The sequence below is a fragment of the Burkholderia sp. M6-3 genome, from assembly GCF_050858985.1.
Classification (GTDB): Bacteria; Pseudomonadota; Gammaproteobacteria; order Burkholderiales; family Burkholderiaceae; genus Paraburkholderia; species Paraburkholderia caledonica.
This window is the reverse complement of record NZ_CP110090.1, coordinates 1,014,465-1,039,902: the sequence shown is the minus strand read 5'-3', so window position 1 is coordinate 1,039,902 and position 25,438 is coordinate 1,014,465. Positions and strand designations below refer to the sequence as shown.

The following is a 25,438-nucleotide window of genomic DNA, read 5'->3' as shown; positions in this document are numbered from 1 at the left end:
CGAGTCGCAGAGATTGATGGCCGTTGCCGCCGCAGGCGTAGTCGATACGCCTGAGGAAGAAGCGTTCGACGAGATCACGCGACCGGTGGCAACCCTACTTGAGGCGCCCATTGCGTTGCTGACGTTGCTCACGCCGGAGCGGCAGTGGTTCAAATCTCATTGGGGCCTTGAGCGCAGCGAAACGCCGCGTTCAAGGGCCTCTGCAACTTCACGATCCAGCAGGACGACGTATTTCTCGTTGACGACGCGGTGGCCGACCTGCGCTTTGCAGGTAATCCGCTGGTGACGGGCGAACTTCCCATCCATTTCTATGCGGGCGTGAGCGTTCGCGACATTCAGGGCTACGCGCTCGGGTCACTGGCTGTGATCGACCGCGCGCCGCGCAGACTCCTCCAGTCGCAGCGCGACGCGCGCTCCACGCTCGGGCGCCTTGCGTCGGATCGTATCAACCTGCGCGTCAGGGAACGCCAACTCAGATGGGCTGTGACGAGGCGCGCTGACGCGGGTGCCCCGCCCGTCGCCTGAAATCGAACGAATGATCCTGGTCCACCAGCTGAAGGCTCGCCGCTGTCAGCAAGGTCGACGGCGCCCCGCTCGCGCACTCGAAGCCGCGCTGTCTTTTTTCGCAACACATAGCCGCGTGGTTGCGCCAACGCGCAACAGCGTCATGACCGTCAACAAGCACGCTGACGGGCTCTATTGTTGCCCGCCTCCCCAGCCTGGCGCGTCCTGCGGCATAGCGCTGCGGAAATGGCATGCGACTTGCCTTGAACGACTCGCAGCGAGACTGCGTTCGCAAAGCGATGACGTCGCCGTCCGGCTTCGCGTCGATAACTCAACAGCAACCATGTGGTGTGGATCGGACCAGCGCGCCGCGCCCGAGTTCTGATCGGCCGCGACCACGTCGCATGAGACCGGAGCAGCGCTTAGCGCGACTCCGGTCGACACAGGAGACAAGTATGAAAGCACGTTCAATTTCGGTGCTGCGGCCGCGAGCGCTTGCAATAAGCGTCGCCGCGGTCGTCAGTCTGTCATGCGCAGCGGCCGCCGTGGCCGACGACTATCCCGCCGTCACCTACGACCGGCTGAGCGCCGCGCAAAGCGATCCGGGTTGGCTCACGTATTACCGCACCTACAACGGCCAGGCACATTCGCCGCTCAAGCAGATCGATACGTCGAATGTGAAGCAGTTGAAACAGGTGTGGAGCTACAAATTTCCCGCGGATCTACAACAGGGTTTCGAAGCCACGCCAATCGTCAATGGCCGTTACCTCTTCGTGACCACGCCGAAAGACAACGTCTATGCATTCGATGCGACAAGCGGCAAGCAATTGTGGAAGTTCGAACCGAAGCTCGGCGCCGAGTCGTTCAAGACCGCATGCTGCGACGTGATCAACCGCGGCGTCGCGCTTTACGGCAAGAACGTGTATGTCGCGATGCTCAACGGCGAAGTCGTCGCGCTCGACGCGCAAACAGGTTCGCTCGCATGGCGCAAGACGATGTTCGAGCCGGGAGTCGGCTATGCGTTCTCGCTTGCGCCGCTCGCGATCGACGGCGCGCTGGTGGTGGGCAGCGCGGGCGGCGAATATGGCGCACGCGGCTTTATCGCGGCATTGAATCCCGATAACGGCAACGTGCTGTGGAAGCGCTTCACGGTGCCGGCTGCCGGTGAGAAAGGCGCCAACACCTGGCCCGACGGCATGCAGGAGCACGGCGGCGCACCCGCATGGCTCACGGGAACGTACGACGCGGCATCCAGAACGCTGTACTGGGGCGTGGGCAATCCTGGCCCGTGGCTCGCAGATCTGCGGCCGGGCGACAACCTCTATTCGGATTCGCTGCTCGCGCTCGACCCGAAGACCGGCGACCTCAAATGGCATTACCAGTACACGAAGCACGACACCTGGGACTATGACGGCGTCAACACGCCGGTGCTCGCGAACATCAAGTACCAGGACAAGAACTATGACGCGATCATTCATGCGGACCGCAACGGGTACTTCCACGCAATCGACCGCGGCACCGGCAAGCTGATCTACGCGAAGCCCTTCGTCAAGGCCACCTCCGTGACGGGCTACACAGCGGACGGCGTGCCGGTTCAGGACGCGTCGAAATACCCGAAGACAGGCACGACCATCGAGACGTGCCCGAGCTTCCTCGGCGGCAAGAACTGGTGGTCGGTTTCGTACGACCCCGACAGGCAGGTCGCGATTGTTCCGGCGCTGCATGCGTGCATGTCGCTGTCCGGCAAGTCGGTCACGTACATGGAAGGATTGCCGTACCTCGGCGAAGGTTTCGAGATCAAGCCTGAGCCTGGCAGCAAGGGCTACGGCGAACTGCAGGCCATCGACGTCACGACCGGCAAGAAGATGTGGAGTTACTGGAGCAAGCTGCCCTGGAATGGCGGCGTGGCCACCACCGCGAGCGGACTCGCGTTTAGCGGTTCGCTGGACGGCCACCTGTACGCATTCGACTCGTCGACCGGCAAGGTGCTCTGGAAGAGCCCGAAGCTCGCCAGCGGCATCGTGGCGCAACCGTCGGTGTTCGAAGTCGACGGCAAGGAGTACGTGGCGATTCTCGCCGGCTACGGCGGCGCAAATCCGATCTGGGGCGGGCCGATGGCGAAAGCTGCCGAAAAAATCCCACGCGGCGGCACGCTGTACGTATTCGCACTCAACCACGGCTGATCTCCACGCGGCCGCCGCGCCGGCCTCGCGCGCCTGTTCGCGCGCGCAGATGGCTTGCGGCGGTCCCGTCTTTCCCGGAAGCAATATCATGAAGACTCGACTCAACTCTTTTGCTCTAGCCGGCGCGTTGCTGGCGAGCGGCATGCCGATGCCTGGTCACGCCAGCGCGGGCGTGCGCGTTTGCACTTTTCCAGGCAGTCCTTCGACGGTACTCGACGAGGCCGTCACACGTGAAGCATTTCGCACCGCGGGCATTGCCCTGACGCTTGCGCCCGGAGGCTTCGCGAGCAACGACGACGACGACGGCGTCTCACTCAAGGAACTCGACAAGGCGCTCGCCCGCAAATGCGATGTGATCGCCGGCTTTCCGCGCTCCGAGGTCGCCGACGGCTCCAATAGCAAGCTGACTTTCTCGCGGGCTTATCTGCACTCGGGCTATGTGAGCGTGACGATGCAGCAACCCGCGGCTCACACAGGCGACGCCGAGATCGTTGCGGCCACCTATGCGAGCCCCGCGCAGTTGATTGCCGTGCAGCAACCGAACGTGAAGCTCGATTTGGAGAACACCGCTGAACTGACCGTCGATGCGGTCGCCAACGGACATGCACATCGTGCGATCGTCTGGTACCCGGCTGTCGTTGCTTATACGAAAACGCATCCCGAGCGGCGCTTTCAGATCGCGCAAGCCGCTTCCGCATATGCCGACTGGCAACTGGTGTTTGCGTTCGGCAAAAACGGGGCGGCGTTGCAGCCGCGTATCGACGCCGCGCTGCGCAAGATGGAGTCCGACGGCAGACTCGCCGCGTTGACGCGTGGCTGGACGCTGCCTCGCGCAGCACAGGCGACCACGCCGGATGCAGCGGTGTTTGCGTATCGCGACGGTCCTCATGGTGCCGACGTCAAAGGAGCAATCATGCGAGCCGGTGGCCGCGGGATTGCCGAAGGCCATTTCATCAAGGTCGATGCGGCCGTTTCCACGGATGCGCCGGCTTTCGACCGCGCCCAGGTTGCGCACGGCAAGACCTTGTACTCGAGCGCATGCGCGAAGTGCCACGGTCCCGATCTGCAAGGATTGAACGCGCCGGCGTTGCGAGGTCCGTCGTTTGCGCCGACCGCGAATGCGAAGCTGACTATCGGCGGTGTGTACGGGTATATGGCGACCAACATGCCCGCGGACCGTCCCGGCAAGATGAAGCCGCAAGACTACGCGGACATCATGGCGTTCCTCTTGTATTCGAACGGCTACAGCGCCGGAACGAGCAAGCTGACAGACGAGAGCGCGAGGGCGTCATCGAAACCGCTGAGCGCCGGTAGCTCGCTCAATGCGGGTACTTCGCCCTAACGGCAAGCGCTGAAAGAATGCAATGTGCGCCGTGCGGCGCGAGCGAAAGCGCTCAGCGATTCCCTGTGGTTCAGGAGAATCGCTGGGCGCTCTAACGCGTGTGCAGAGTGCGTTGCGCCGCCGAACACTCAAATCGTGATCACTCCACCCAGCCGCGTTGCCGCGCATGCTCGATGAAACGATAGACGTCCATGGCGAGATCCGACGCGTTGAACATGTCCTCGAGCTCGCCGATGATCTCGTCGAGTTCGCGCGTGCCGTCACAGCGGCTCAGTATTTCGCCTGCTGTCGGATTCAACTTGACGACACCTGCCGCAGACACCAGCACGTAGCCGTCTTGCGCGACATCCTGCTGCAAGCGAAGGCGCGGGTGCAAATTCGGGCGCGGACCGATGAAGTTTTCAGTATCCGGAGCATTCATGGCAGTCACGCGTTTCTGGTTCGTTGTGGCAGGGCGCTGCCTGCATCCAACCCCGGAATCTGTGCTTGCGCAGGCGATGCTTTGAACGCCGCCGCGCGTCGCGCAACGTGACGCGCGGCGGCGTTTGAACATGGTTTAGCGAGTGGCGATATACATCGTGATTTCAAAACCAAAGCGCAAGTCGGTGTAGGCGGGGGTGGTCCACTGCATGGCAGTCTCCTTGATAGACATTCGATAAAAAACCGCATCGTCGAAGCGGTCCTCTTCCGAACGCAAGGTCCATGCCGAACGTATCGACCTGCGCTTTCATTTCGCCTGTAGTGCAGCCAAAGCATTGCGTCCCAAGCGACGGCTTGTTTTGCCAGCCAACGCCTGCTGCGCGAGACAAACATGCCGCGCTGGGCGCGGCATCGAAATTCGCACCCGTTCAATTCCGGAACAGTGCTGTTGCACAACGGAGCATTGCAGCGCATTGCGCCGTACACGAATCACGCTGCGTCTTCGCTGTTGTTCGCGCCGCGCGGCGGCAGCTTCCGATAGATGGTATTGCGCGAGATGCCGAGCGTGCGAGCCGCCGCCGACACGTTGCCGCCATGCTGCGCCACCGCGTTGGCGATCACGCTCGCGGCAACGTCGTGAAGCCGCCCGCTCGGTAGCGACAACACATCCACTCCGTGCGGGGACGATGGCCCGACGGCACGCAGGTCGTCGAAGAAGTCGTCAGGAAGATGCTCGCGGCGAATTTCTCCGTCTGCATCGACCATCACCGCCGCCGTGCGCAGCAGATTGCCGAGCTGGCGGAAGTTGCCGGGCCACGCGCATTGCCCGAAGAGCGTCATGACGTCGTCTGCGATGCTCAGTGCCTGGCCGCCGCCGCTCTCAGCCGCTGCGCAATCCAGCATTTTTTTGATCACCGCTGACAGATCGGTGCGTTCGCGCAGCGGCGGCAATTTGACGACCAGACCGTTGAGGCGGTAGTACAAATCCTCGCGAAAGCGGCTCTGCGCGATCATTTCGCGCAGATCGCGATGCGTCGCGCAAATGATCGCGACATCGACGGGAATCGACTTTGTCGAGCCGAGCGGGTTCACGAGACGCTCCTGCAGCACCCGCAACAGACGCACTTGCAACGGGTACGGCATGTCGCCGATTTCGTCGAGAAAGAGCGTGCCGCCGTTGGCCTGCAACAGTTTGCCGACGGCGCCTTTGCGCCGCGCGCCGGTGAATGCGCCCTCCTCGTAGCCGAACAGTTCCGATTCGATCAACGTTTCCGGTATCGACGCGCAGTTCACCGCGACGAAAGGGCCGGCGCGGCGAGGCGAATCGTTGTGGATCGCCTGCGCGAGCAGTTCCTTGCCGGTGCCCGTCTCGCCGGTGATCAGAATCGGGATGTTCTTGCCGATGACCTTGCGCACCTTGGCGATGACCGCCGCGATCTGCGGGTCGCCGGTGTCGAGATAAGCGAGCTTCGACAGCGGATGCGCAGGCGTCGCAAACGGTTCGCTTCGCTGTGCCGCTTCAGTCGGCGTGCGCGAACGGGCGGGCTCTTCGGCGACTGTCGCGCGGCGGAACCGGACGTTCGCGCACACCACGGCGCCGTTGCTCAGGTTCAGCGACAGATGACGATCGCGGTGCGTGCGCAGACGGTCGATCAACTGGGCGCTCGTGAGCCCGAACAGCGACGACAGCGTATGCGCGCGCAACCCCGCAAGCGGCAAACCGAGCTGGAATTGCGCGCTGCGATTCGCGGACAGAAATCGGCCGTCGCAGGTGAAGGCGGCAATCCCTTCCATCAAGGTACCGAGAAACTCCGGACGGCCATGAAATGCGATCTGCAAGGTTTCGCGGAACGTGTTGGCAAACAGATGGTTCTCGATCATCTGCACGGACATTTTTGCGAGCGCCATGGTGTGCTGGTGATAGCTGCGATGGTCGCCCGTGACGTCGAGCACGCCGATGAGATCGCCGTACGGATCGAGAATCGGCACGCTGGAGCAGGTCAGGAACCGGTTCGCGACGAGATAATGCTGCTCGCCGTGCACGACAGTTGCGCTGCGCTCGGCGATCGCTGTGCCGATTGCATTGGTGCCTTGACGGTTTTCCGCCCAGTTCGCGCCGGGCCGCAGCGCGACCTTCTCGGCGCGCCGCAGGAAGTCGTCGTCGCCGATCGAATGGAGGATCAGACCTTCGGCGTCCGTCAGCACGATCATGCTCTGAGTGTTCACAATCTGCTCATGGAGGGTTTCCATGACCGGCGTGGCGTGCGCGCAAAGAATGCGGTTCTGCTCGAGCTTCAGCGCCAGTTCGCCGGCCGGCAGCACATCGTAGTCGGGACGCATGGACTCGCTCAGACCGAACACTTCCGAGCGTTCATGGGACTTCTGAATCGACGGGGTGAGCCAGCAAGTCTCGTTGGGGGCGAATGGGGTTACGGCATGGTACGTGTCGTCGCGCATTGTCTCCTCCTGGTCAGGCCCGGGTCGTTTTGCCCGGGCCGTGATGGTGCGACACAATGCAAATATTGCGCCAACTCGTCACACGCGGCGGCCGGCCAGATGGTGAACGGCACGCACGCCACCGACATCACGCGCCCGGCGGACTCAGCAGATTCCCCAACGCCGACGCCGTCACCGGCCGCGAAAACCAGAAGCCTTGCGCCTCGTCGCAGCCGAGCGCCCGTAGCTGCGCCGCCTGCTCAGGTGTTTCGACGCCCTCCGCCGTGACGCGTAGCCCGAGCGCGTGCGCCATCGCAACGACCGCGCCGACGAGCGCGTGACATTGCGGATCGCCGGCCATTCTCGTCACGAACGACCGGTCGATCTTCAGGCGATTGAGCGGAAACCGCGTCAAATACGCGAGACTCGAATAGCCAGTGCCGAAGTCGTCGACGGCAATCTCCACGCCGAGCCCGCGCAGCGCGTGGAGCGTTTCCAGCGTCTGCTCGGTGTCGCCCAGCAACACGCCTTCGGTAATCTCCACCTCCAGATAGGACGGAGCGAGCGCGGCGCTGTCGAGCGCGCCGCGAATGGTCTCGAAGAGGTCGTGCCGCTGGAACTGCTGCGGCGACACATTGACCGCGACGCGCGGCAGGTTGCCGGTCATGCGAAGGAGTTTGCCCGCGTCGCGACACGCGGTACGGATCACCCATTCGCCGATCTGCTCGATGAGCCCGGACTCTTCGGCAACCGGCACGAATTCCGCCGGACTGATCATGCCGCGCTCCGGATGATTCCAGCGCAGCAGCGCTTCGACTTGCGCGATGCCGCCAGTGGCGAGCGTCACCTGCGGCTGGTAGACAAGATGCAACTGCTGGCGCTCCAACGCTTCACGCAACATGGTCTCGATCTGGAAGCGGCGCGCGGCCTGTCCTTCGAGCGCCGTCGAAAAGCGCCGGACCGCGTTACCGTTGACCGCCGCTGCGGCCGAGAGTGCGACGCCTGCGCGGCGCATCAGCGTCGGCGCATCGCCGCCGTCGTCCGGATATGCGACGATGCCGATGCTCGCCGCGATGTTCAGCGCCGTACCGCCGTAGTCGATCGGCTCGGCAATGCGGCTGAGCGCCTCGGCGGCGAACGCATCGGCAGCGGAGCCGGTCTCGTTGATCAGCAATGCGAACTGCGTGCCGCCGATCGAGGCGATCGTGCCATCGTTCGGAAAGAGGCCCCGCAACCGCTCACCGACGATCTGCAACACCAGTTCGGCTGCGTGCAAACCGAGTGCGTCGCGAAGCTTGCGCAAGTGATCGAGCTCGGCGATCAGCACAGTAAAGCCGCTCGTATGGCGTTCGCACCGTGCGATCGTCAGCTCGAGGCGCTCGGTGAAAAGCGTCTGATTGGGTAGGCGCGTCACGCCGTCGTGATGCGAGACATACCAGAGGCGCGCGTCCGATTGCGCATAGCGCGTCATGTCGACGACAACGCCGACGTAACGCGCGTCGCCGGGATGACACACCCCTTCACCGGAGAGCGGAGACAGCGCGAGCACCACGCGCACTGGCGTGCCGCTGCGGCGCAGATAAGTCCACTCACTCTCGTAGCGGGCGCCTATCCTGGCCAATATCGGCAATTCACCGCGACGTCTCGCAAGCTCAGCCGGATCGTGCAGAGACTCGAAGCTACGCCGGCCGACCAGTTCATTGGCGGTCATGCCTGTCAGTTTTTCGAGTGCCGCGTTGACGTGCTCGAATGTGCCGCGTGCATTGCAGATGAACATGCCGAAAGGCGCCGCTGCGAGAGCGGCGTCGCGCGCATGCATTACGGGATGAGACGGGTCTTGCATCGCGCGCCTTATATTTTTCTGACGATGGCCGAGACCGCGTGCGGCGACTACGGCGCGCGCGGAAGCGCCGATTCGATAAACACCGCACAGAGCGCTTGCATGCCCTTTGCGTCGTCCTGGTCGAAGCGCGCAACGAGCGGGCTGTCCACGTCCCATACGCCGATCAGCGTGCCGTCCGGTGCGACGAGCGGCACGACGATTTCCGATTGCGACGCGGAATCGCAAGCGATATGGCCGGGAAATTCGTGAACATCGCGTACCACCTGCGTCTCACGCGTTTGCGCAGCCGTGCCGCAGACGCCTTTGCCGAGCGCAATGCGCACGCACGCCGGCTTGCCCTGGAATGGGCCGACCACGAGTTCGCGGCCGTCGAAAAAGTAGAACCCGGCCCAGTTCAGACCGCTCAGCGAATGAAATACGAACGACGAGAAATTCGCGGCGTTGGCGATCGAGTCGGTTTCGTCGGCGAGGAGCGCGCGCGCCTGCGCGACGAGTTCTTCGTAATGCGCGGCCTTGGGCAATTGCGAGGCGGAGGAAACTTCGAACATGACGAGTCCGTGATGAAAGCGGAAAGTGAGGAAACCAGTCGTCCCAGTGTAAAGCAAGCGGCTTCCTGGTTCACTGGAGTGCGGCCACTACGACTGGACGCCGACGATCACGCTCGATGCCTTGAAGATCGCCGTTGCCGCTTTGCCTGCCGCGAGGCCGAGGCGCTCGGCACTTTCGTTGGTCACGACCGCAGCGATCTGCGCGCCGCCCGCGCCGATGATCACCTCCGAATTGACCGCGCCCTTCGTGACTGCCGTCACGGTACCCGCGATGCAGTTGCGCGCCGACACCTGATTCTTCGCTACGTCGACCATCACGATAATCGAGGACGCCTTCACCAGCGGGAAGGCTTTCTTGCCTGCGGCGAGACCGAGCGCCGTTGCACTGCCGTGCGTAATGATTGCGACGATTTCCAGTCCGTCCGCGGTGCGCAGCGTGACTTCGTCGTTGACGGCGCCGTGCGTGACTGTGGTGACTTCGCCGGCAAACTGGTTGCGTGCGCTCGTTTGCATATCTCGCTCCTATGGTTCAACGCACGAGGCGTTGAATGTGTTCGTCTGCGAATCGATCAAGTGTAATGGAACGCGCGACACCGTATCATCGTGCCCTTGGACTTACTTCGTCGAACTCATGCCTGTAGCCGTCCCTTTCCGCATCGCTCGCTCCTGGCCGAACACCGCTCGCGCGGTCGTCCTTTCCGTGGCTTTCGCGTCGCTTGCGGGGCTCGGCGCGTGTAGTAATCCGTCGCAGACACGCGACGCGCGCGTTACCGCCGATACGATCACGCTTTTCCCGCTCAGCGCCTACGATCAGGACGTCGATCACTGGCTCGATCCGACGAGCCCCGGTTACGACAAGGCGTTCCTGAGTGCCGCCGACCAGCAGGCGCACTTCCGGGCGCTCTATGCACGCTACTTCGGCACCGGCACGAATGCGCCGTCGCCGTGGAATTCCGCGTACGTCGCCATGCGTGTCTATCGCCAGCAAGGCGCGGATATTGTCGCGCTGCAGCAGCGCCGCATTGCCAGCTTCGACAATAGCGGCAAGAGCGGCGCGGCCATCGGTTATGGCGAGAACTTCCGCCCGCACGATAAGGCGTGGATCGACGCCATCGCGCGCAACATGAACGTCGCGCAGTTCACCGAGGCGCCGGTCTACCAACCCGCACGACGTGCAATCGCGACGACCAACCTCATGGTGCGCGAGTTGCCGACCTCCGACCCGTCGTTCTACAGCCACCGTCTGGCTGGCGAAGGTTATCCGTTCGACAACCTCCAAATCTCCGCGGTGCGGCCGGGCACGCCGCTGTATGTGCTGGGCACGAGCGTCGACGGCGCGTGGCGTTATGTGCAAACGCCGGATGTGCAGGGCTGGGTGCGCAGCGACGGTGTGGGCATGACGAGCGAGCGATTCGTCGATACATGGCGCGCAGCGACGGCCAAATCGCTCGGCGCGGTGATCGCTGCGTCCGCGCCGGTGCGCGATAGCCGCGGTGTCTTCCGCTTCGACGCACCTGCCGGCACGCTGTTGCCATTGATCGCGCGCTCATCGGTCAACGCGGGACGCGGCGTCAAGACGCGTGCGGCGGCTGACGGTAGCGCTAGCGGTGCTGGCGCTGCCAATGACTCGAGCGTGGACGCGAATGCGGGCACCAACGCTAGCGAACACGACGCAGTCGCCGGGACGCCGGCTCCGCGTGAAGTCCTCGTGCCCGCACGCGACGCAGAAGGCGCCGCGCTCGTTCGCACAGCCGAACTTGGCGACGAACAGATTGCACCGATGCCGCTCGCCGCCACGCCGCGCCATCTCGCTACGCTGATGAAAGCGCTGATTGGCCGGCCTTACGGCTGGGGCAACAGCGGCCTCTATAACGACTGCTCGTCGGAATTGCAGAGCATCTTCGCAGCCTTCGGCGTGTGGTTGCCGCGCCATTCGTCCACGCAGATGGGCGCCGGGCGCATGATCGATCTGTCCGCGTCGACGCCTCGAGAACGCCTCGACTATCTGACGGAACATGGAGTGCCGTTACGCACGCTGATTTATATCGGCGGGCATGTGATGCTTTACATCGGCAATACGACTCGCAACGGCGTCGCGGTGCCGGTCGTCTATCAGGACGTGTGGGGACTGCGTCCCGCTGACAACAGCCGGCGCGCGGTGATTGGCGGCTCCGTCATCCTGCCGCTTTTGGAGCACATTCCCGAAGATTCCACACTACAGTCGCTTGCGGCCACGCCGACATTCCAGATCAGCATACTTGGCGCGCCCGACGGGACGGCGGCGCCCTCGCCAGGGCCCGCTGCGGCGCCACCGGCGCCTGCGGATGAAGATAATCCGGCGGGCTGAGGGTCGGCTGCGATGGCTGGAAGCTGACGGCTGACGGCTGACGGCTGACGGCTGACGGCTGATGACTGACAAGCGACTTTCAGGCTTTGCAACGTCGGCCGGTTACGCGCACGTTCGTGCTTGAAAATATTTTTTACGGAGTGTCGATCCGGCGGCGACGTGCTCGTCGTAACGTTGGGAGCCTGGCTGAAACAGTCGGACTTTCAATCCACGAACCTGTTACTTCAAGGAGTCGCCGTCATGAGCAGCCCTGCTGTCAAACCGATCCCGGAAGGGATGCACTCGCTCACGCCGTACCTGATTTGCGCAAACGCGGCCGAAGCCATCGCGTTCTACACTAAAGCCTTCAACGCCGTCGAACAGTTCCGGCTGCCGGGGCCGGGCGGCAAGGTGATGCACGCGTGCCTGAAAATCGGCGATTCGATGCTGATGCTCACCGACGAATGGCCCGAACACCAGGCCTTCGGACCGAACCATCTGCAAGGCACGCCGGTGACGATCCACCACTACGTCGAAGATGTGGACGCCAGTTTCCAGCAGGCCGTCGATGCGGGCGCGACCGTCAAGATGGCTGTCGCCGACATGTTCTGGGGCGACCGCTACGGCCAGCTGAAAGACCCGTTCGGACATAGCTGGTCGTTGGCGACGCATAAGCGCGATCTCAGCACCGAAGAGATCCAGCAGGCCATGGCGGCGATGAAGTAATTCACTGGGCGGCATGCTTGGAGGGGGTGGCGGGGTGAAGTTACCCACAGATTCTGTTCAGTAGTCTGTGCATAACCGCCCCACAACTTCCTCAACTCATTGATACGGTAGCCGTTTTCGCCGCAACGCTAAACCGGGTCATGTTTCCTTGAGCGAGCCTGTGCATCGTAACTGCTGCCCTCCTCCGACTACGGGACCGAGCGGACATTCCGCCTCCCGGAACCCAGGAGTGGCGTGAGCGCAAAACAGGCCTCCCCGAACGCACCGCCTTCTCAAGCCGCCGCGGCCTCCAACATCGCGTCAACCTGCTCTCCGCCCAACGCGTCGAGCAAGTCACCCAGCATGCGATCGAGTTCCGCAGTCATCAGCGTGAAATCCGAGTCGAAGCGTTCGTCGTCGTTCTGCGCGGTCGGATCGCTTGCTTCCTTCAGCACGTCGAGGGGCGCAATGCGCTTGATCGTCAGCGAAGGCGTCAGTACGAACGACACCCGATCGTTCCACGTCATCGCAAGTCGCATGCATTGCTTGCCGGCCTCGATATGGCGGCGCATATCTTCGGCGTCCAAAGTATGTCCCACGTAACGCACGGTCGCGTTGCCTTCCGCCGGTGAGCGCAACTCGGTGTCCTGATCGAGCGTGAAACCAGCGGGCCCCTCGCCCGACAGCAGCCAACCCGTCATGGCCGCAACCGGCGATTGTGTAACGCGCACGGTACCAAGCGGCAACTGATCGATCGACTTCACCAGCAACCCGCGCACTTCGTCGGCAACTGCTTGCGACGCTGCGTCGATGACCAGCCAGCCGTTGCGGCAATCGATCCACACGCGCGTATCACGCCGGATGCTGAAAGCGCGCGGCAACAGTTCGTCGGTGACCTGCTCCTTGAGTTCGCGCATCTGTTTGCGGCCTGGTTTGAAACCCTGCTGCTCTTCCAGTTCAGCGGCGCGCGCCTTCGTAACCTGCGTGACGACCGAAGCCGGCAGCAGTTTCTTTTCGGTGCGAAACGTGAGCAGCATCTGCCCATTGAGCGCATAGACGAGCGAATCGTTGTCGCGAGGAGACGCCCAGCCATGGCTTTGCATCTCGACACTATTGCCGGGCGCGAAAGCATGCGGCGCGAGCCACTTCTGCATCTGTTCGGGAGTAACGGACCACGGCGCGGGAAGGCGGTGAAGCTGAAGGTTTTTGAACCACATGGGCAGAGTCGAGTACGGGCAAAGCGCACCATTCTATCTCTATCTGGCAGGTCGCCCGACTTGCTGGCGATCTCGGCGAGCGACGCCGGAGGACCAGTGTTGAGAGATTAACGCAACGCCGCGCGATCGAAGTCCCGGCTCACCGAGACGTCGCCGCCTTCTCCTTCAACAGCCTCGAGGCGAGTGCGAGCATCCGCTGGTTCGCGCTTGCGGGGGCAAAACTGGCGACCTTTTGTGAAGCTGCCTGCACGAGGCTACGGCGCAGTTCGGTCTCGGTGAGAAGACGTTCCATAGCCAGCGCCATCGCGTCGACATCGCCCGCCGGTACTAGCAGGCCGGCTTTGCCGCCCTCCAGCAGATCGCGCGGGCCGGTCGGGCAATCCGTCGATAGAACCGGCGTGCCGAGCGCCATGGCCTCGCCGAGAACCATGCCGAAGCCCTCATAGCGGCTGCTCAGCACTAGCAGCTCCGCCTGCCTGATATAGGGCGATGGGTTGGCGCAAAAGCCCAGGAAATGCACGGACGGGGCGATCCCCAGTTCGTGTGCGAGTTGCTCCAGCTCGCCTCGGTCCCGGCCCTCGCCGATCAGCACCAGCGCCGCGCTGCAGCGGCCACGCTCGCGTAATTGGGCGTAGGCTCGCAGCAGCGTCTTGTGGTCCTTCTGACCTTCGTCCAGACGCGCCACCGACACAATGAACGAATCCGCCGGACGTTCGATCTGCCCGGACGCCGCACGCCGCAACGCCTCGATGTCGATCACGTTCGGCAACTCTGTAACGTCCACATGACTTGTCGCGAAAAGCTCGCGCGCTTCGCGCAGCATGGCTGGCGTCAGCACGGCTACCGCGGAGTAACGTGCGAAATGCCGGACACGGCGGGCAACGTAACGCTCGCTCTTGTTGCCAAGCCGCGCGGCGAGGCTGAAGTGACTGACGCCAATCCACGGCACGCCGCAACTGCCTGCCAGGTGACGCAGCGAAAAATCGAAGTCGCAAACCAGGTCATGCTGGCTCGCGAGGCGTCGCATCCGCCGCGCCGCCAGCGGCCGGATCGCGCCGTAGGTCAGCGCCTTGTGCAACAGCTTCTCGCCGAGGCCGAGTTTGCGTTGGCGCGCTTTCTTATGCAGCGCGACCATCCATTCCGATGAAGCGAGCACATGGACATCGACGTCGTCGGGAATGGAATGCGCGCGCCAGAACGCCAGGTCGTCGGTCGGATAGGCCACCGAGAGGCTCGGCGCGAACAGCTGGCGGTCCAGTGTCTTGAGCCACGACAGCAGCGCCGTCTCGGTGCCGCCCTTACCGAAGTCGTTGATGTGAAACAGAATGCGCAGCGGGGCGCGGTCGGTCTCTGCGGCCTTCAATGTCTCGCTCATCACCGCCCTTTTTCATCCAGCTTGACGGTCTGCGATTCGCGTAGCGGTTCGACCCGCCCGGCCGTGGACATGGTGCGCTCAACGCTTTGCGAAGATCCAGCCGAAGCTCTGCCGTGCTCCGCGTACCCCAGCAGGAGGCCCGCAAACGACCAGAACGCCAGCATGGTCGTCTGCCACATGAAATCATCGGTCATGTTTTTCGCGATCATGCCGGCCACCAGCGCAACGCCTGCAGCGCATAACCACGGTTCCGCTCGCTGATACCGCCAGAATCGCGCAACCAGGCTCAGCAACAGCCCCGTCTGCAGCACGACGCCAATGAAGCCGGTCTGCAGCCACGTGTTGATGAAAAGGTTGTGCGCATGCGTCAGCGCTTGCGGTTCGGCCGCCAGCAACGCAGGCGGCATTGCATTGCGATAGACGATGCCCGGCAATGGCTTGCCGAAACCGATACCGGCCCAGGCGTGATGCTCGGCCTGGCCGACATAGAACGCCCACAACTTCGGGCGCGTATCGGCCGATACCGTATCGCCGATAGCCGACAGTGAGCCCGGCACGTAGACCTGATGACCGTCGATCACGACGTCGCGCGCCTGTGTGACCTCGGGCGCGGCACCGCTCGTACGCAAGCGCGAACTGAGCTCGAGCGTGCCGACGCCGGCTGCACCCACTACGGCAATGGCCAGCACCGCGAGCATGAGGCGGCGCCGATACAGCGGATATAGCGCGACGAGAAGCGTCACGGCGGCGGCCGGCCAGAAGAACCGGTTGAGCGTCGCGAGCCCGATAAAGAGGCACAGCACAATGCCGCTCGCGCCGACCACGCGCCAGCGCGGACGCAACAGGAAGCCGGCGAAGAGCGCTATCGAAAACACCGCGAGCGTGCTGGTATGACCGACGCGATTATAAAAATGCAACGGGAAGGTATTGGCCGTAGGCGGCTGCAGATGCCCCCAGTTGAGCGCGCTGATCGTGGCGAGCACAAGGCACGCAAGCCAGTTGACGGCAACCACGGGCTCGGGTCGCCGCAGTTGGCTTCCGAACAGCCAGAAGCCCCAGAACGACACCAGCGGATAGAGCACCTCGTCGCACCACGCGTGCAGGCTGACCATCGGATATGGCGACCACGCCACCGAGGCAAGCCCCCACCCCGCCCACGCGGCGACGGGCAGCAGCAGCGGCCAACGCGCGAGCGACGGACGATTCGCCGAAAAGGCAGCCGCCGCGACACCGAGCGCAAGCAACGCGAGCGCGTTGAAGACGATCGCCGTCATGTGGCCGAACATCACCACGAACAGCAGGACCGGACAGGCAACCCAGAACAGGCTCTCCACTCGCGCAGCCGTGTGAGTCATTACGCTTTCACCAGGATATTTTGCAAAACATTGAATACCGACTCGACCGTGAGTTGGCCCATGCACTCGGCGTGGTCGCCGCGCCACGCAACGCAGGTCGTCTCGTTGCGATCGCAGCGCCGCACCCATGCTACCTCGCGGCGGAAGATAAAAGGCTGATCGCGACACAGCATGTCGGCGACGGTGATCGGCACGAACGGCACCTCGCGCCAGTAGCGTCCCGCGCCATGAATCTGCGCGTTGCCCGGACCGAAAAGCGCAAGCGTAGGCACACCGATCAGGCGCCCAAGATGGGCGACTCCGGTATCGGGACAAACCACGGCCTCTGCACCGGCAAACAGATGCCACAACTCGCCGAGACCAAGCTGAGCCGCCAGATTCGGATGACGCGCTTGCGGGTCGATCGCGCGGATCAGATCCGCTTCGCCCGGACCGCCGGTCCACACCGGCAGATAACCCAGTGCTTCGACTCGCCGCGCCAGCTCGAGCCAGCGTGCATTCGGCCAGCGCTTGACGCTCCCACTCGCGCCCGGATGAAGCACCACATAACGTTTTGTGAACTGCGCCGGCTCCGGCAACGCGCGATGCGGAGGCGCAGGCCAATCTGCGGGACGGTAAGCGCGTGGAGGCGGCCCTTCTATCAGTTGCGCGGCGAGGTCGGCCCACGCCTCGGGCGCATTGGGATATGGCACGCTCCGGTCGAGCGGCCAGTTCTTCCACGCGGGCTTGTCGCCGGAGTGTCCGACGATCCACCGGCAGCCGGCCGCGAGTGCGAGCCAGCTATAGCGGTTATCGCCGAGCACGAGGCCAAGGTCGTAGGGTCCGGAAAGCAAAACGTTTCGCACGGACGCCGGATCGCGCGGATCGAACGGCAACACGCTAACGCCGAAAGGCCGCCCCGCATATAGCGGCACGATGGCTTTCGGGCAGGCCAGAAGAATGTCCGCTTGCGGATATTGCGCACGCAACTTGGCGAGCAGCGGCGTGAGCAGCAACGTATCGCCAAGCAGAAGATGATGCGCGATCAGGATACGGCGGATGCTCTGCGGCTCGCGGCGCAAAGGCTTGGCGAGCAGTCGCGGAATAGCCGACCTGAAGGTAAGAAGACGCCCGGCAAGCCGACTCATAGGCTCATCGGCGCGTTTATTTCCGCCGCGATCTTGCTGTACGCCGATACCCGGCGCGAGGTCGCGTTCGCCATGCACAATCTCCAGCGTATTCTTTTCGACAGATCCAGTGCGGCGGCTGCGGCCCCGTCGTGACGCGTAGGCGCGCCCCAGCGACGGCGCTGCTGGCCCGCCGCCTGTCCTCGCGGGCATTGAAGCCCGGTGAAGTAAAGGGGGTGTTCGGCTCGAATGAGATCAAGCCGAATTCAAGCGTTAATTTCAAGCGTCGATATCACAAAATTATAACATGTGCCTCTAGCGCAAAACGACGCAAGACCGTGCCTGGCGGCCCCCGCGCGCCGTCCCGTAGCGGGTGGCGAGACTACGAGGCGGGTGCGATCTGCTTCGCCAGGCTCAGCAACGCATCGACGTGAGCGGCCACGCTCGGGTCATAGCGCACCGCGGCGGCGTCGGTGAGTTCCGGCGGCGCGAAGCGCGCGTGGTCGCGATGTGCTGCGACCGCTCGCGCCAGCGTTGCCCGCAGATCGGCCACGTCGCCCGGCTTGAAGACGAACTTTGCATGTGAGGCGATAGCGTCGCAGCAACCGATGTTCGACGGGAAAATCACCGGCGTGCCGCACATCACCGATTCGATGCCGACAAGGCCGAAGGGCTCGTACGTCGATGCAAGGATAGAGAAATCCGCAGCCTGATAACACTCCGCGAGTTCCTTGACATACCCGATGTAGCGCAGCCGTTCCGATGTGCGCGCGGGCGGGCGTCCCGCCACGGCCACCACGATCGGCAGTGACGTACCCTGCAACGCCGCTTCGATGAGCGGCAATCCCTTGCGCTCGTGACTGCTGGACGGAAACAGCAGAACGATCTCTTCATCCGCAAAACCGTATTTACGCCGCAGGGCGGCGCGAGTGGCGGCATCGGTCGGCTTGAAACGAGTTCCGTCGACGGGCGGATACAACACACGAATTTTTGCTTCGTCGATCCCGTACAGTCGCCGCAACTCGTCGTGCATGAGTTGCGAATGGGCGACGACGACTTTGGAGCACGCGTATTGGCGTCGCTCAAGTTCGATTTGCCAACGGTCCGAGCGTTTCTGTGCGCGCCCCGTCGCCTGAAGAAAACCAAGATGCGTACCGCCGCAGATAGCAATATCGGACGAGTCAACGCGGTTGCAGCCAATCAGCAAGTCGACGTGCGCCGCGCGGCGCGCCGAGCGCAAGCGCCAGGAAAACCAGCGGTCGCGCAGTTTGCCCGGCAGAAACGACACGTTGATGCGGTGCCGTTCGACCATGCCGCTTTCGGGCAGAGACGTATCGAAACGGCGCGCAAAAAACGCAAGCTCGACGCCGCGTGCCGCGAAGCCGCGCACGAGATCCATCGCATAGCGTTCCAGGCCGCCGCTGTGCTGCAATGCGTTGCTGGAAAGTCCAAGTTTCATCATTCAGACAGCGCGCGCGAGCGCCTCGTCAAACGTTATCGGAGAAGGGGCGCGGTCCGGCAAAACGGACCGCCTGATGGCGGACCGACTCGTGGCAGAGAAGACCGCTGAAGGCCGACGTCGTGCGCGTTACGCCGCGCTCTGCTGAAACTGGATGCGATGCAGATGTGCATACAGTCCGTTTTGCGCGAGCAACTCGCGGTGGCTGCCGCTTTCGGCGATTCGCCCCGCCTCCATCACGAGAATCCGGTTAGCGCGCTCGATGGTCGACAGACGGTGCGCAATGACGAGCGTCGTGCGGCCCTTCATGAGGGTTTCGAGCGCGGCCTGCACGTGGCGCTCGGACTCGGAATCCAGCGCCGAGGTTGCTTCGTCGAGAATCAGAATGGGCGCGTCCTTGTAGATGGCACGCGCGATTGCCAGACGTTGCCGCTGGCCGCCGGACAGCATCATGCCGTTGTCGCCCACGAGCGTGTCTATGCCGTTGGGCATAGCGTCGACCGTGTCCCACAAATTGGCCGCCCGGAGCGCCGCGTTGACCTTGTCCCGATCCGCGGCCTGGCCGTAGGCGACGTTGTTGGCCACGGTGTCGTTGAAGAGCACGACGTCCTGGCTAACCATCGCGATCTGGCTACGCAGCGCGTGAAGGTCGTAGTCGCCGATCGCAACTCCGTCGACCAGAATCTCGCCGCCGGTCGGATCGAAAAAGCGCGGCAGCAGATTCACCAATGTAGTCTTGCCGCTGCCCGACGGGCCCGCGAGCGCCACCATCTCGCCGGGCGCAACCTTGAACGACACATGGTCGAGCGTGTGGCGGTTATGCGTGGCGTTGGTGCTGTACCTGAACGAGACGTTGCGGAACTCAACTTCGCCGCGCGCGCGTTCGAGCGGTTTGCCACCGCCCGCGGGCTCCGCGGGCTCGTCGATCAGACCGAAGATCAGCTCGGCCGCCGTCATGCCGCGCTGGAGCGGTTGGTTCACGTCCATAAGATGCTTGAGCGGCGAGATGATCAGCAGCATTGACGTGACGAATGCGACAAAGCCGCCGACCGTGGTCTGATCCGACGACGACTGCACCACCGCGATCGTAATCACGACGGCGAGCGCGATAGACGCGAGGAACTGCGTCAGCGGTTGAGCAAGACCGCCCGACACGGTCATGCGCATTGCATAGCCGCGCAGGCGCTTGCTCATGGACGTAAAGCGGTCCATTTCGTACTTTTCGCCGTTATGAACCTTGACGACCTTGTAGCCGCCCACGGTCTCCTCGACGATATAAGACAGCTCGTTCGTCAGCAGTTGATGCTCGCGGTTCAGACGCCGCAGCCGGCGGTTGATCTTGCCGACCAGCCAGCCGATGCCCGGCAGCAGTACCGCCACGATCAGCGTCAGACGCCAGTTCAGATAAAACAGATAGCCGAGCAGGAAGATGACCGTGAGCGAGTCGCGGACCAACGTCACCATCACGCCCAACAGCACGTTGAGAATCTGGTTGACCTCGAAGACGATGGCGTTGATCACCGTGCTCGCGGTTTCGCGCTGAAAAAACGCGACGCTCGTATGAATCATGCGGTCGAACATTCTCAGGCGCAGTTCGAGCAGGATCTTGTTGGATACGTACGCAAGCAAGTAGCCGGACGCATATTGCGATACACCGCGGATCAGCGCGAGTCCGATCACAGCGGCCGGCACGAACCATTTCGCGTTGTCGCTCGCATGCGCGCCAAAGCCTTTGTCGAGCAGCGGCTTGAGCAACGCGGGGATGGCCGCGTCGGTGCCGGCGCTCACCGCCATTGCGACGATCGCCCCGACGATCACCCACAAGAGCGGCTTGATGAACGGCCACAGGCGGCGGAAAACGACGGTGGGGGACGACGCCTCACCTTCACCGATGGGCTTGCTTAACGTTGGCTTCGCGCTCAAGGAATCCTCTGGGAATGCGGTACGAGATTCGCGCCGGCAAAGGGCCGCCCGCCGCGCGAAGATCGAAAAGGAGCATTGTAAACGGTTGGAGTTGACGGCCGGCTGACGTTTTGGCGCGACGATCCCGGTTAGCGAAGGATCGGACAGGCTGTGTATACTTCCGCGACCCGTTGCGCTCGATCGCGCGCTTTTGCGCGATCCGTCCGGTCATTCCGCGTCCAGTCCATTCCGCGATCAGGCAATTCAGGTATGCAAGAAACCACCCTCGGCGTCGCCATCATCACCAGAAACGCGGCGGCGCGGCTGGCCGAATGTCTGCAGTCCGTGGCCTTTGCCGACCAGATCGTCGTGATCGACGGCGGCAGCACCGACGGCACAGCTGAAATTGCGCGGGCACACGGCGCCCAGGTGATCGAACAAACCGACTGGCCAGGGTTCGGCCCGCAAAAGAACCGCGCGGTGGACGCGCTCACCACCACATGGATTTTCTCGCTCGACGCCGACGAAATCGTTTCGCCGGAACTCGCGACTGCGATCCGCGCCGCGCTCGCCGCACCCACGGCCGACGTTTACGCAGTGGACCGACTGTCGAGTTTTTGCGGGCACTGGATTCACCACAGCGGCTGGTATCCGGACTGGATTCCACGTCTGTTCAAACGCGGCGCCGCGCGTTTTTCCGACGATCTGGTTCACGAACGTCTGGTGTTCAATACACCGGCGCAACGCCTCTCCGGCAAGCTGATGCACTACTCGTACGAAAACTTCGAGGGCGTATTACGCAAGCTCGATGCCTATTCGACCGCCGGCGCGCTGCAGCGTCACGCCGCGGGTCAACGCGGCAGCTTCGGCAAGGCGCTTGGCCGCGGCGCCTGGGCGTTCGTGCGAACCTACCTGCTGCGCCGCGGTTTTCTGGACGGCCGCGCGGGCTTCATGATCGCCGTGTTCAACGCCGAGACGGTGTACTACCGTTTCCTTAAACTCGCGAGGCTTGGAGAAGAGCGGCGCTCGCGGTAGCGCCCGCAGGGCGTACGCGGCGGCGCCTGCATCGGCGCCAGCGGCGGCGCTTGCATCAATACACAATCTCGATCGCGCTGCCGGCGAACTGGCCGCGCAGGTCGGCAAGCAGTTCGTCGGTGGGCTTCACGCGCCAGGCGTCGCCAAGACGCATTTCGCCCTCCGCGTTCTCGCTGCGGTACACCACCTGAACGGCGAGGCCGTTCGGGATCTGGACGGGCTGACGTTGCCGCCCATTGTCACCGCCGTAGCCGCCACCAAATCCGCCGCCCCCGTTTCGTCCACCGCCATTGCCGCCGCGCGATGAAGCCGCCGGCGCCGGCACTGCCTGCGGCTCATCTTTACCCGCGCTATGTGCTTCGAGCACGCGCCGCAACGCCAATGCGTCCGCGTTGCCGTTCATCTGCACTTTCACGGCCTCGGCATAGCGGCAACGCGCGCGGCCCAGATCCATGACCGTGTCGACCGTGAAGCGGATACCGCCCGTGAACGCGTCGTTGCGCGCCTGGCCCTGCACGACCAGCAACTCGTCTTCCTTGAACAGTTGCTTGTTCGCTTCGAAGGTCTCGTTGAAGACCGTCACTTCGCATTGACCGGTGCCGTCGTCGAGTAGCGCAATCAGCATCTTGCCGCGCTGGGTCATCTGCGTGCGAAGCGACGCGATGATGCCGGCAACCAGCTTGTCGCGCCCTTCCTTCAGCTCGCCGATTTTCTGGCGCACGAAGCGGCGCACTTCGGCCTTGTACGCATCGAACAGATGGCCCGACAGGTAGAAGCCGAGCGCGGCCTTCTCTTCCTGCAACTTCTTCTTTTCGGGCCACTCGGGTTCGTCCACCAGTTCGTGGCCTTGCGACGGCGCGTCGCCCATGTCGAAGAGGCCCGCTTGCAGCGCATTCGCACTCGCCTGCTCGGCGGCTTCCATGGCGAGCGAAACCGACGCGATCAGCTGCGCGCGATTCGGATGCAAGGTGTCGAACGCACCTGCGCGAATCAGCGCTTCTACCGTGCGGCGATTCACGACGCGGCGGTCGATCCGGTTGCAGAAATCGAAGATGTCGATAAACGGACCGTCTTCGCGCGCGCGCAGGATTTCCTCGATCGCATTCTGGCCGCTGCCCTTGATCGCGCCGAGACCGTAGCGGATGGTCTTTGAGCGCTTGCCGTCGGCTTCCGCGACCGGCTCGAAACGATACGCCGACAGATTGATGTCCGGCGGCAGCACGGTCATCTTGTTGGCGAGACAGTCTTCGAACAGGATCTTGACCTTGTCCGTGTCGTCCATGGCGAGGGACATATTTGCCGCCATGAATTCCGCCGGATGGTGCGCCTTCAGCCACGCGGTGTAATACGCGAGCAGCGCATACGCAGCCGCGTGCGACTTGTTGAAGCCGTAACCCGCGAACTTCTCCATCAAGTCGAAGATTTCGTCGGCCTTCTCGCCGGTCAGCCCGTTCTTCGCGGCGCCCTGGCGGAACAGCTCGCGATGCTGGGCCATTTCCTCGGCCTTCTTCTTACCCATCGCGCGACGCAGCAAGTCGGCGCCGCCCAGCGAGTAGCCGCCGATGATCTGCGCCATCTGCATCACCTGCTCCTGGTAGACCATGATGCCGTAGGTCTCTTTCAGAACAGGTTCGACGCGCGGGTCAGGATACTCGACCACTTCGCGGCCATGCTTACGAGCGCAGAAGCTCGGGATCAGGTCCATCGGGCCCGGACGGTACAACGCGACGAGCGCGATGATGTCCTCGAAGCGGTCGGGCTGCGCGTCTTTCAGCATGCCCTGCATGCCGCGGCTTTCCAGCTGGAACACGGCAACCGTATTCGCTTTCTTCAGGATCGAGAACGACGCCGGGTCGTCGAGCGGCACTTGCCCGAGCGACCAGTCTTTCTTCGACGGATCGAGACGGCGGATATAACGCTCGGCCCAATCCAGAATGGTCAGTGTGGTGAGACCCAGAAAGTCGAACTTCACGAGGCCGACCGCTTCGACGTCGTCCTTGTCGTACTGGCTCACGACGCCGCTTTCGTCGCCCTGCGTGTAGAGCGGACAGAAATCGGTCAGCTTGCCGGGCGCGATCAGCACGCCGCCCGCGTGCATGCCGACGTTGCGAGTGAGACCTTCCACGCGTTGCGCGAGTTCGAGCAGCTGATGCACTTCGTCTTCGTTGTCGAAGCGCTCCTGCAGAAGCGGCTCTTCCTTCATCGCGTCGGCGATCGTGACGTGCTTGCCCGGCTTGAACGGAATAAGCTTCGCGATGCCGTCTGTGAACATGTAGCCGAGATCGAGCACGCGGCCGATGTCGCGCACCGCCGCCTTCGCGGCCATCGTGCCGAACGTCGCGATCTGCGACACGGCGTCTGCGCCGTATTTCTCCTTCACGTACTGGATCACACGGTCGCGGCCGTGCTGGCAGAAGTCGATGTCGAAGTCGGGCATCGACACGCGTTCCGGGTTCAGGAAACGCTCGAACAGCAGGTTATAGCGCAGCGGATCGAGGTCGGTCACGCCGAGCGCATAGGCGACGAGCGAGCCCGCGCCCGAACCCCGGCCGGGGCCCACGGGCACGCCATTGTTCTTCGCCCAGTTGATGAAGTCCGCGACGATCAGGAAGTAGCCCGGAAAGCCCATCTTGATGATCGTGCCGCACTCGAACTCGAGCCGCTGATAGTACGTCTCGCGCTGCGCGGCGCGCTCCGCTTCGTCCGGGTACAACTGCTCAAGACGCTTTTCGAGCCCTTCTTTCGACAGATGCACGAGGTAGTCGTCGAGCGACATGCCGTCGGGCGTCGGAAAGAGCGGCAGCTTCGGCTTGCCCAGTTCGAGCGTGAGATTGCAGCGCTTGGCGATTTCCACCGTATTGGCAAGCGCCGACGGAATATCCGCAAAGAGCGCGGCCATTTCCTCTTGCGTGCGGAAATACTGCTCGGGCGTGAAGCGCTTCTGGCGCCGCGGATTGGCGAGAATGTCGCCTTCCGAAATGCACACGCGCGCTTCGTGCGCGGTGAAGTCGTCGGGCGTCATGAACTGCATGGGGTGCGTGGCGACTACCGGCAGCTTCAACGACGCGGCGAGCGCGACCGCCTGCTGGACATACTGCTCGCCGCCCGGCTGACCGCAACGCTGCAACTCGATGTAGAAGCCGCCCGGAAAGACCTTTGCCCAATGCAGCGCGTTGCGCTTTGCCGCTTCCTGATTGCCCGCGGCAAGCGCGAGTCCGACGTCACCCTGCTGCGCCCCCGACAATGCGAGCAAGCCCTCGCCCAGGCCCGATTCGAGCCAGCCAGCCTCGACTTCCGCGCGACCACGATACTGGTTCGTGAGTGATGCCTTGCTCAGCAACTCGCACAGGTTCAGGTAGCCGCGACGGTCTTTCACCAGCAGCAGCAGGCGCGAAGGCTTGTCGCGGTCGTCTGGATTGGTGATCCAGACGTCGCAGCCGGCAATGGGTTTGACCCCTTTGCCGCGCGCTTCCTTATAGAAACGGACGAGGCCGAATGCGTTGCCGAGATCGGTAAGGGCGAGCGCGCCCTGACCGTCCTGGGCAGCCGCCTTGACGACGTCGTCAAGACGCACGATGCCGTCGGCAATCGAGAATTCGGAGTGGACGCGGAGATGAACGAAGCGGGGATCTGACATGGGCGACATTGTAACTCCACCCTCCCGGAGATTTCAGCGCAAAAC

Annotated in this window: 19 protein-coding genes; 6 read left to right on the top strand and 13 right to left on the bottom strand. The window is 63.3% G+C overall.

Features of this window, described 5'->3' with window-relative positions:
• The first annotated feature begins 249 nt into the window (after nt 1-249).
• The 3 genes from OH764_RS04510 (at nt 250) to OH764_RS04500 (ending at nt 4,029) form a co-directional block, all read left to right on the top strand.
• Nucleotides 250-525 (top strand): hypothetical protein, encoded by a 276-nt coding sequence (locus OH764_RS04510; RefSeq protein ID WP_498848167.1) that lies wholly within the window; start codon nt 250-252, stop codon nt 523-525.
• A 434-nt stretch (nt 526-959) separates the two neighbouring features.
• Nucleotides 960-2,687: a methanol/ethanol family PQQ-dependent dehydrogenase gene (locus tag OH764_RS04505; RefSeq protein ID WP_498848166.1), complete on the top strand. Its 1,728-nt coding sequence runs from the start codon at nt 960-962 to the stop codon at nt 2,685-2,687.
• Between the two features lie 88 nt (nt 2,688-2,775).
• Nucleotides 2,776-4,029, top strand: coding sequence for a c-type cytochrome (locus OH764_RS04500; RefSeq protein ID WP_498848165.1), 1,254 nt, complete (start codon nt 2,776-2,778; stop codon nt 4,027-4,029).
• A gap of 139 nt (nt 4,030-4,168) precedes the next feature.
• Here the strand turns inward: OH764_RS04500 and pqqD are convergent, their stop codons facing one another.
• The 6 genes from pqqD to OH764_RS04470 all read right to left on the bottom strand — a co-directional run bounded on the left by pqqD (nt 4,169) and on the right by OH764_RS04470 (nt 9,789).
• Nucleotides 4,169-4,450 (bottom strand): pyrroloquinoline quinone biosynthesis protein PqqD, encoded by a 282-nt coding sequence (gene pqqD / locus OH764_RS04495; protein ID WP_498848164.1) that lies wholly within the window; start codon nt 4,448-4,450, stop codon nt 4,169-4,171.
• 135 nt (nt 4,451-4,585) lie between these two features.
• Entirely contained in the window at nt 4,586-4,660 is a 75-nt protein-coding gene (gene pqqA, locus OH764_RS04490; protein WP_033379411.1) for a pyrroloquinoline quinone precursor peptide PqqA, read from the bottom strand.
• A 278-nt stretch (nt 4,661-4,938) separates the two neighbouring features.
• Nucleotides 4,939-6,906 (bottom strand): sigma-54-dependent Fis family transcriptional regulator, encoded by a 1,968-nt coding sequence (locus OH764_RS04485; protein WP_498848163.1) that lies wholly within the window; start codon nt 6,904-6,906, stop codon nt 4,939-4,941.
• Nucleotides 6,907-7,033: 127 nt separating this feature from the next.
• Nucleotides 7,034-8,728: a putative bifunctional diguanylate cyclase/phosphodiesterase gene (locus OH764_RS04480; protein ID WP_498848162.1), complete on the bottom strand. Its 1,695-nt coding sequence runs from the start codon at nt 8,726-8,728 to the stop codon at nt 7,034-7,036.
• 47 nt (nt 8,729-8,775) lie between these two features.
• A complete protein-coding gene (locus OH764_RS04475; RefSeq protein ID WP_498848161.1) occupies nt 8,776-9,276 on the bottom strand; it encodes a GAF domain-containing protein in 501 nt (166 codons plus the stop codon).
• Between the two features lie 87 nt (nt 9,277-9,363).
• Complete coding sequence (locus tag OH764_RS04470; protein WP_498848160.1) at nt 9,364-9,789, bottom strand: TOBE domain-containing protein; 426 nt, start codon at nt 9,787-9,789, stop codon at nt 9,364-9,366.
• Between the two features lie 118 nt (nt 9,790-9,907).
• Between OH764_RS04470 and OH764_RS04465 the strand changes: the two genes are divergently transcribed.
• Together OH764_RS04465 and OH764_RS04460 are read left to right on the top strand one after the other, a co-directional pair.
• On the top strand, nt 9,908-11,623 hold the full coding sequence (locus OH764_RS04465; protein ID WP_498848159.1) for an SH3 domain-containing protein: 1,716 nt from the start codon (nt 9,908-9,910) through the stop codon (nt 11,621-11,623).
• 240 nt (nt 11,624-11,863) lie between these two features.
• Entirely contained in the window at nt 11,864-12,328 is a 465-nt protein-coding gene (locus OH764_RS04460; RefSeq protein WP_020065348.1) for a VOC family protein, read from the top strand.
• 272 nt (nt 12,329-12,600) lie between these two features.
• Here OH764_RS04460 and OH764_RS04455 read toward each other — a convergent pair whose 3' ends face one another.
• The 6 genes from OH764_RS04455 to msbA all read right to left on the bottom strand — a co-directional run bounded on the left by OH764_RS04455 (nt 12,601) and on the right by msbA (nt 20,742).
• Nucleotides 12,601-13,524 (bottom strand): recombination-associated protein RdgC, encoded by a 924-nt coding sequence (locus OH764_RS04455; RefSeq protein ID WP_498848158.1) that lies wholly within the window; start codon nt 13,522-13,524, stop codon nt 12,601-12,603.
• A 139-nt stretch (nt 13,525-13,663) separates the two neighbouring features.
• Nucleotides 13,664-14,899: a glycosyltransferase gene (locus OH764_RS04450; RefSeq protein WP_498848157.1), complete on the bottom strand. Its 1,236-nt coding sequence runs from the start codon at nt 14,897-14,899 to the stop codon at nt 13,664-13,666.
• A complete protein-coding gene (locus OH764_RS04445; protein ID WP_498848156.1) occupies nt 14,899-16,254 on the bottom strand; it encodes an O-antigen ligase family protein in 1,356 nt (451 codons plus the stop codon). Before OH764_RS04445 ends, OH764_RS04450 begins: the two co-directional genes overlap by 1 nt.
• Entirely contained in the window at nt 16,254-17,381 is a 1,128-nt protein-coding gene (locus tag OH764_RS04440; protein WP_498848155.1) for a glycosyltransferase family 9 protein, read from the bottom strand. The genes OH764_RS04445 and OH764_RS04440 overlap by 1 nt, the downstream gene beginning before the upstream one ends.
• A gap of 361 nt (nt 17,382-17,742) precedes the next feature.
• A complete protein-coding gene (locus OH764_RS04435; RefSeq protein ID WP_498848755.1) occupies nt 17,743-18,819 on the bottom strand; it encodes a glycosyltransferase family 4 protein in 1,077 nt (358 codons plus the stop codon).
• Between the two features lie 129 nt (nt 18,820-18,948).
• Entirely contained in the window at nt 18,949-20,742 is a 1,794-nt protein-coding gene (gene msbA / locus OH764_RS04430) for a lipid A export permease/ATP-binding protein MsbA (protein WP_498848154.1), read from the bottom strand.
• Between the two features lie 249 nt (nt 20,743-20,991).
• On the opposite strand from msbA, the gene OH764_RS04425 reads away from it, so the two are divergent.
• Nucleotides 20,992-21,756, top strand: a complete 765-nt coding sequence (locus tag OH764_RS04425; protein WP_498848153.1) for a glycosyltransferase family 2 protein — start codon at nt 20,992-20,994, stop codon at nt 21,754-21,756.
• Nucleotides 21,757-21,811: 55 nt separating this feature from the next.
• Here OH764_RS04425 and dnaE read toward each other — a convergent pair whose 3' ends face one another.
• The gene (dnaE, locus tag OH764_RS04420; protein WP_498848152.1) at nt 21,812-25,402 is read right to left on the bottom strand and encodes a DNA polymerase III subunit alpha; all 3,591 of its coding nucleotides are present in this window, start codon (nt 25,400-25,402) and stop codon (nt 21,812-21,814) included.
• Nucleotides 25,403-25,438: the final 36 nt, after the last annotated feature.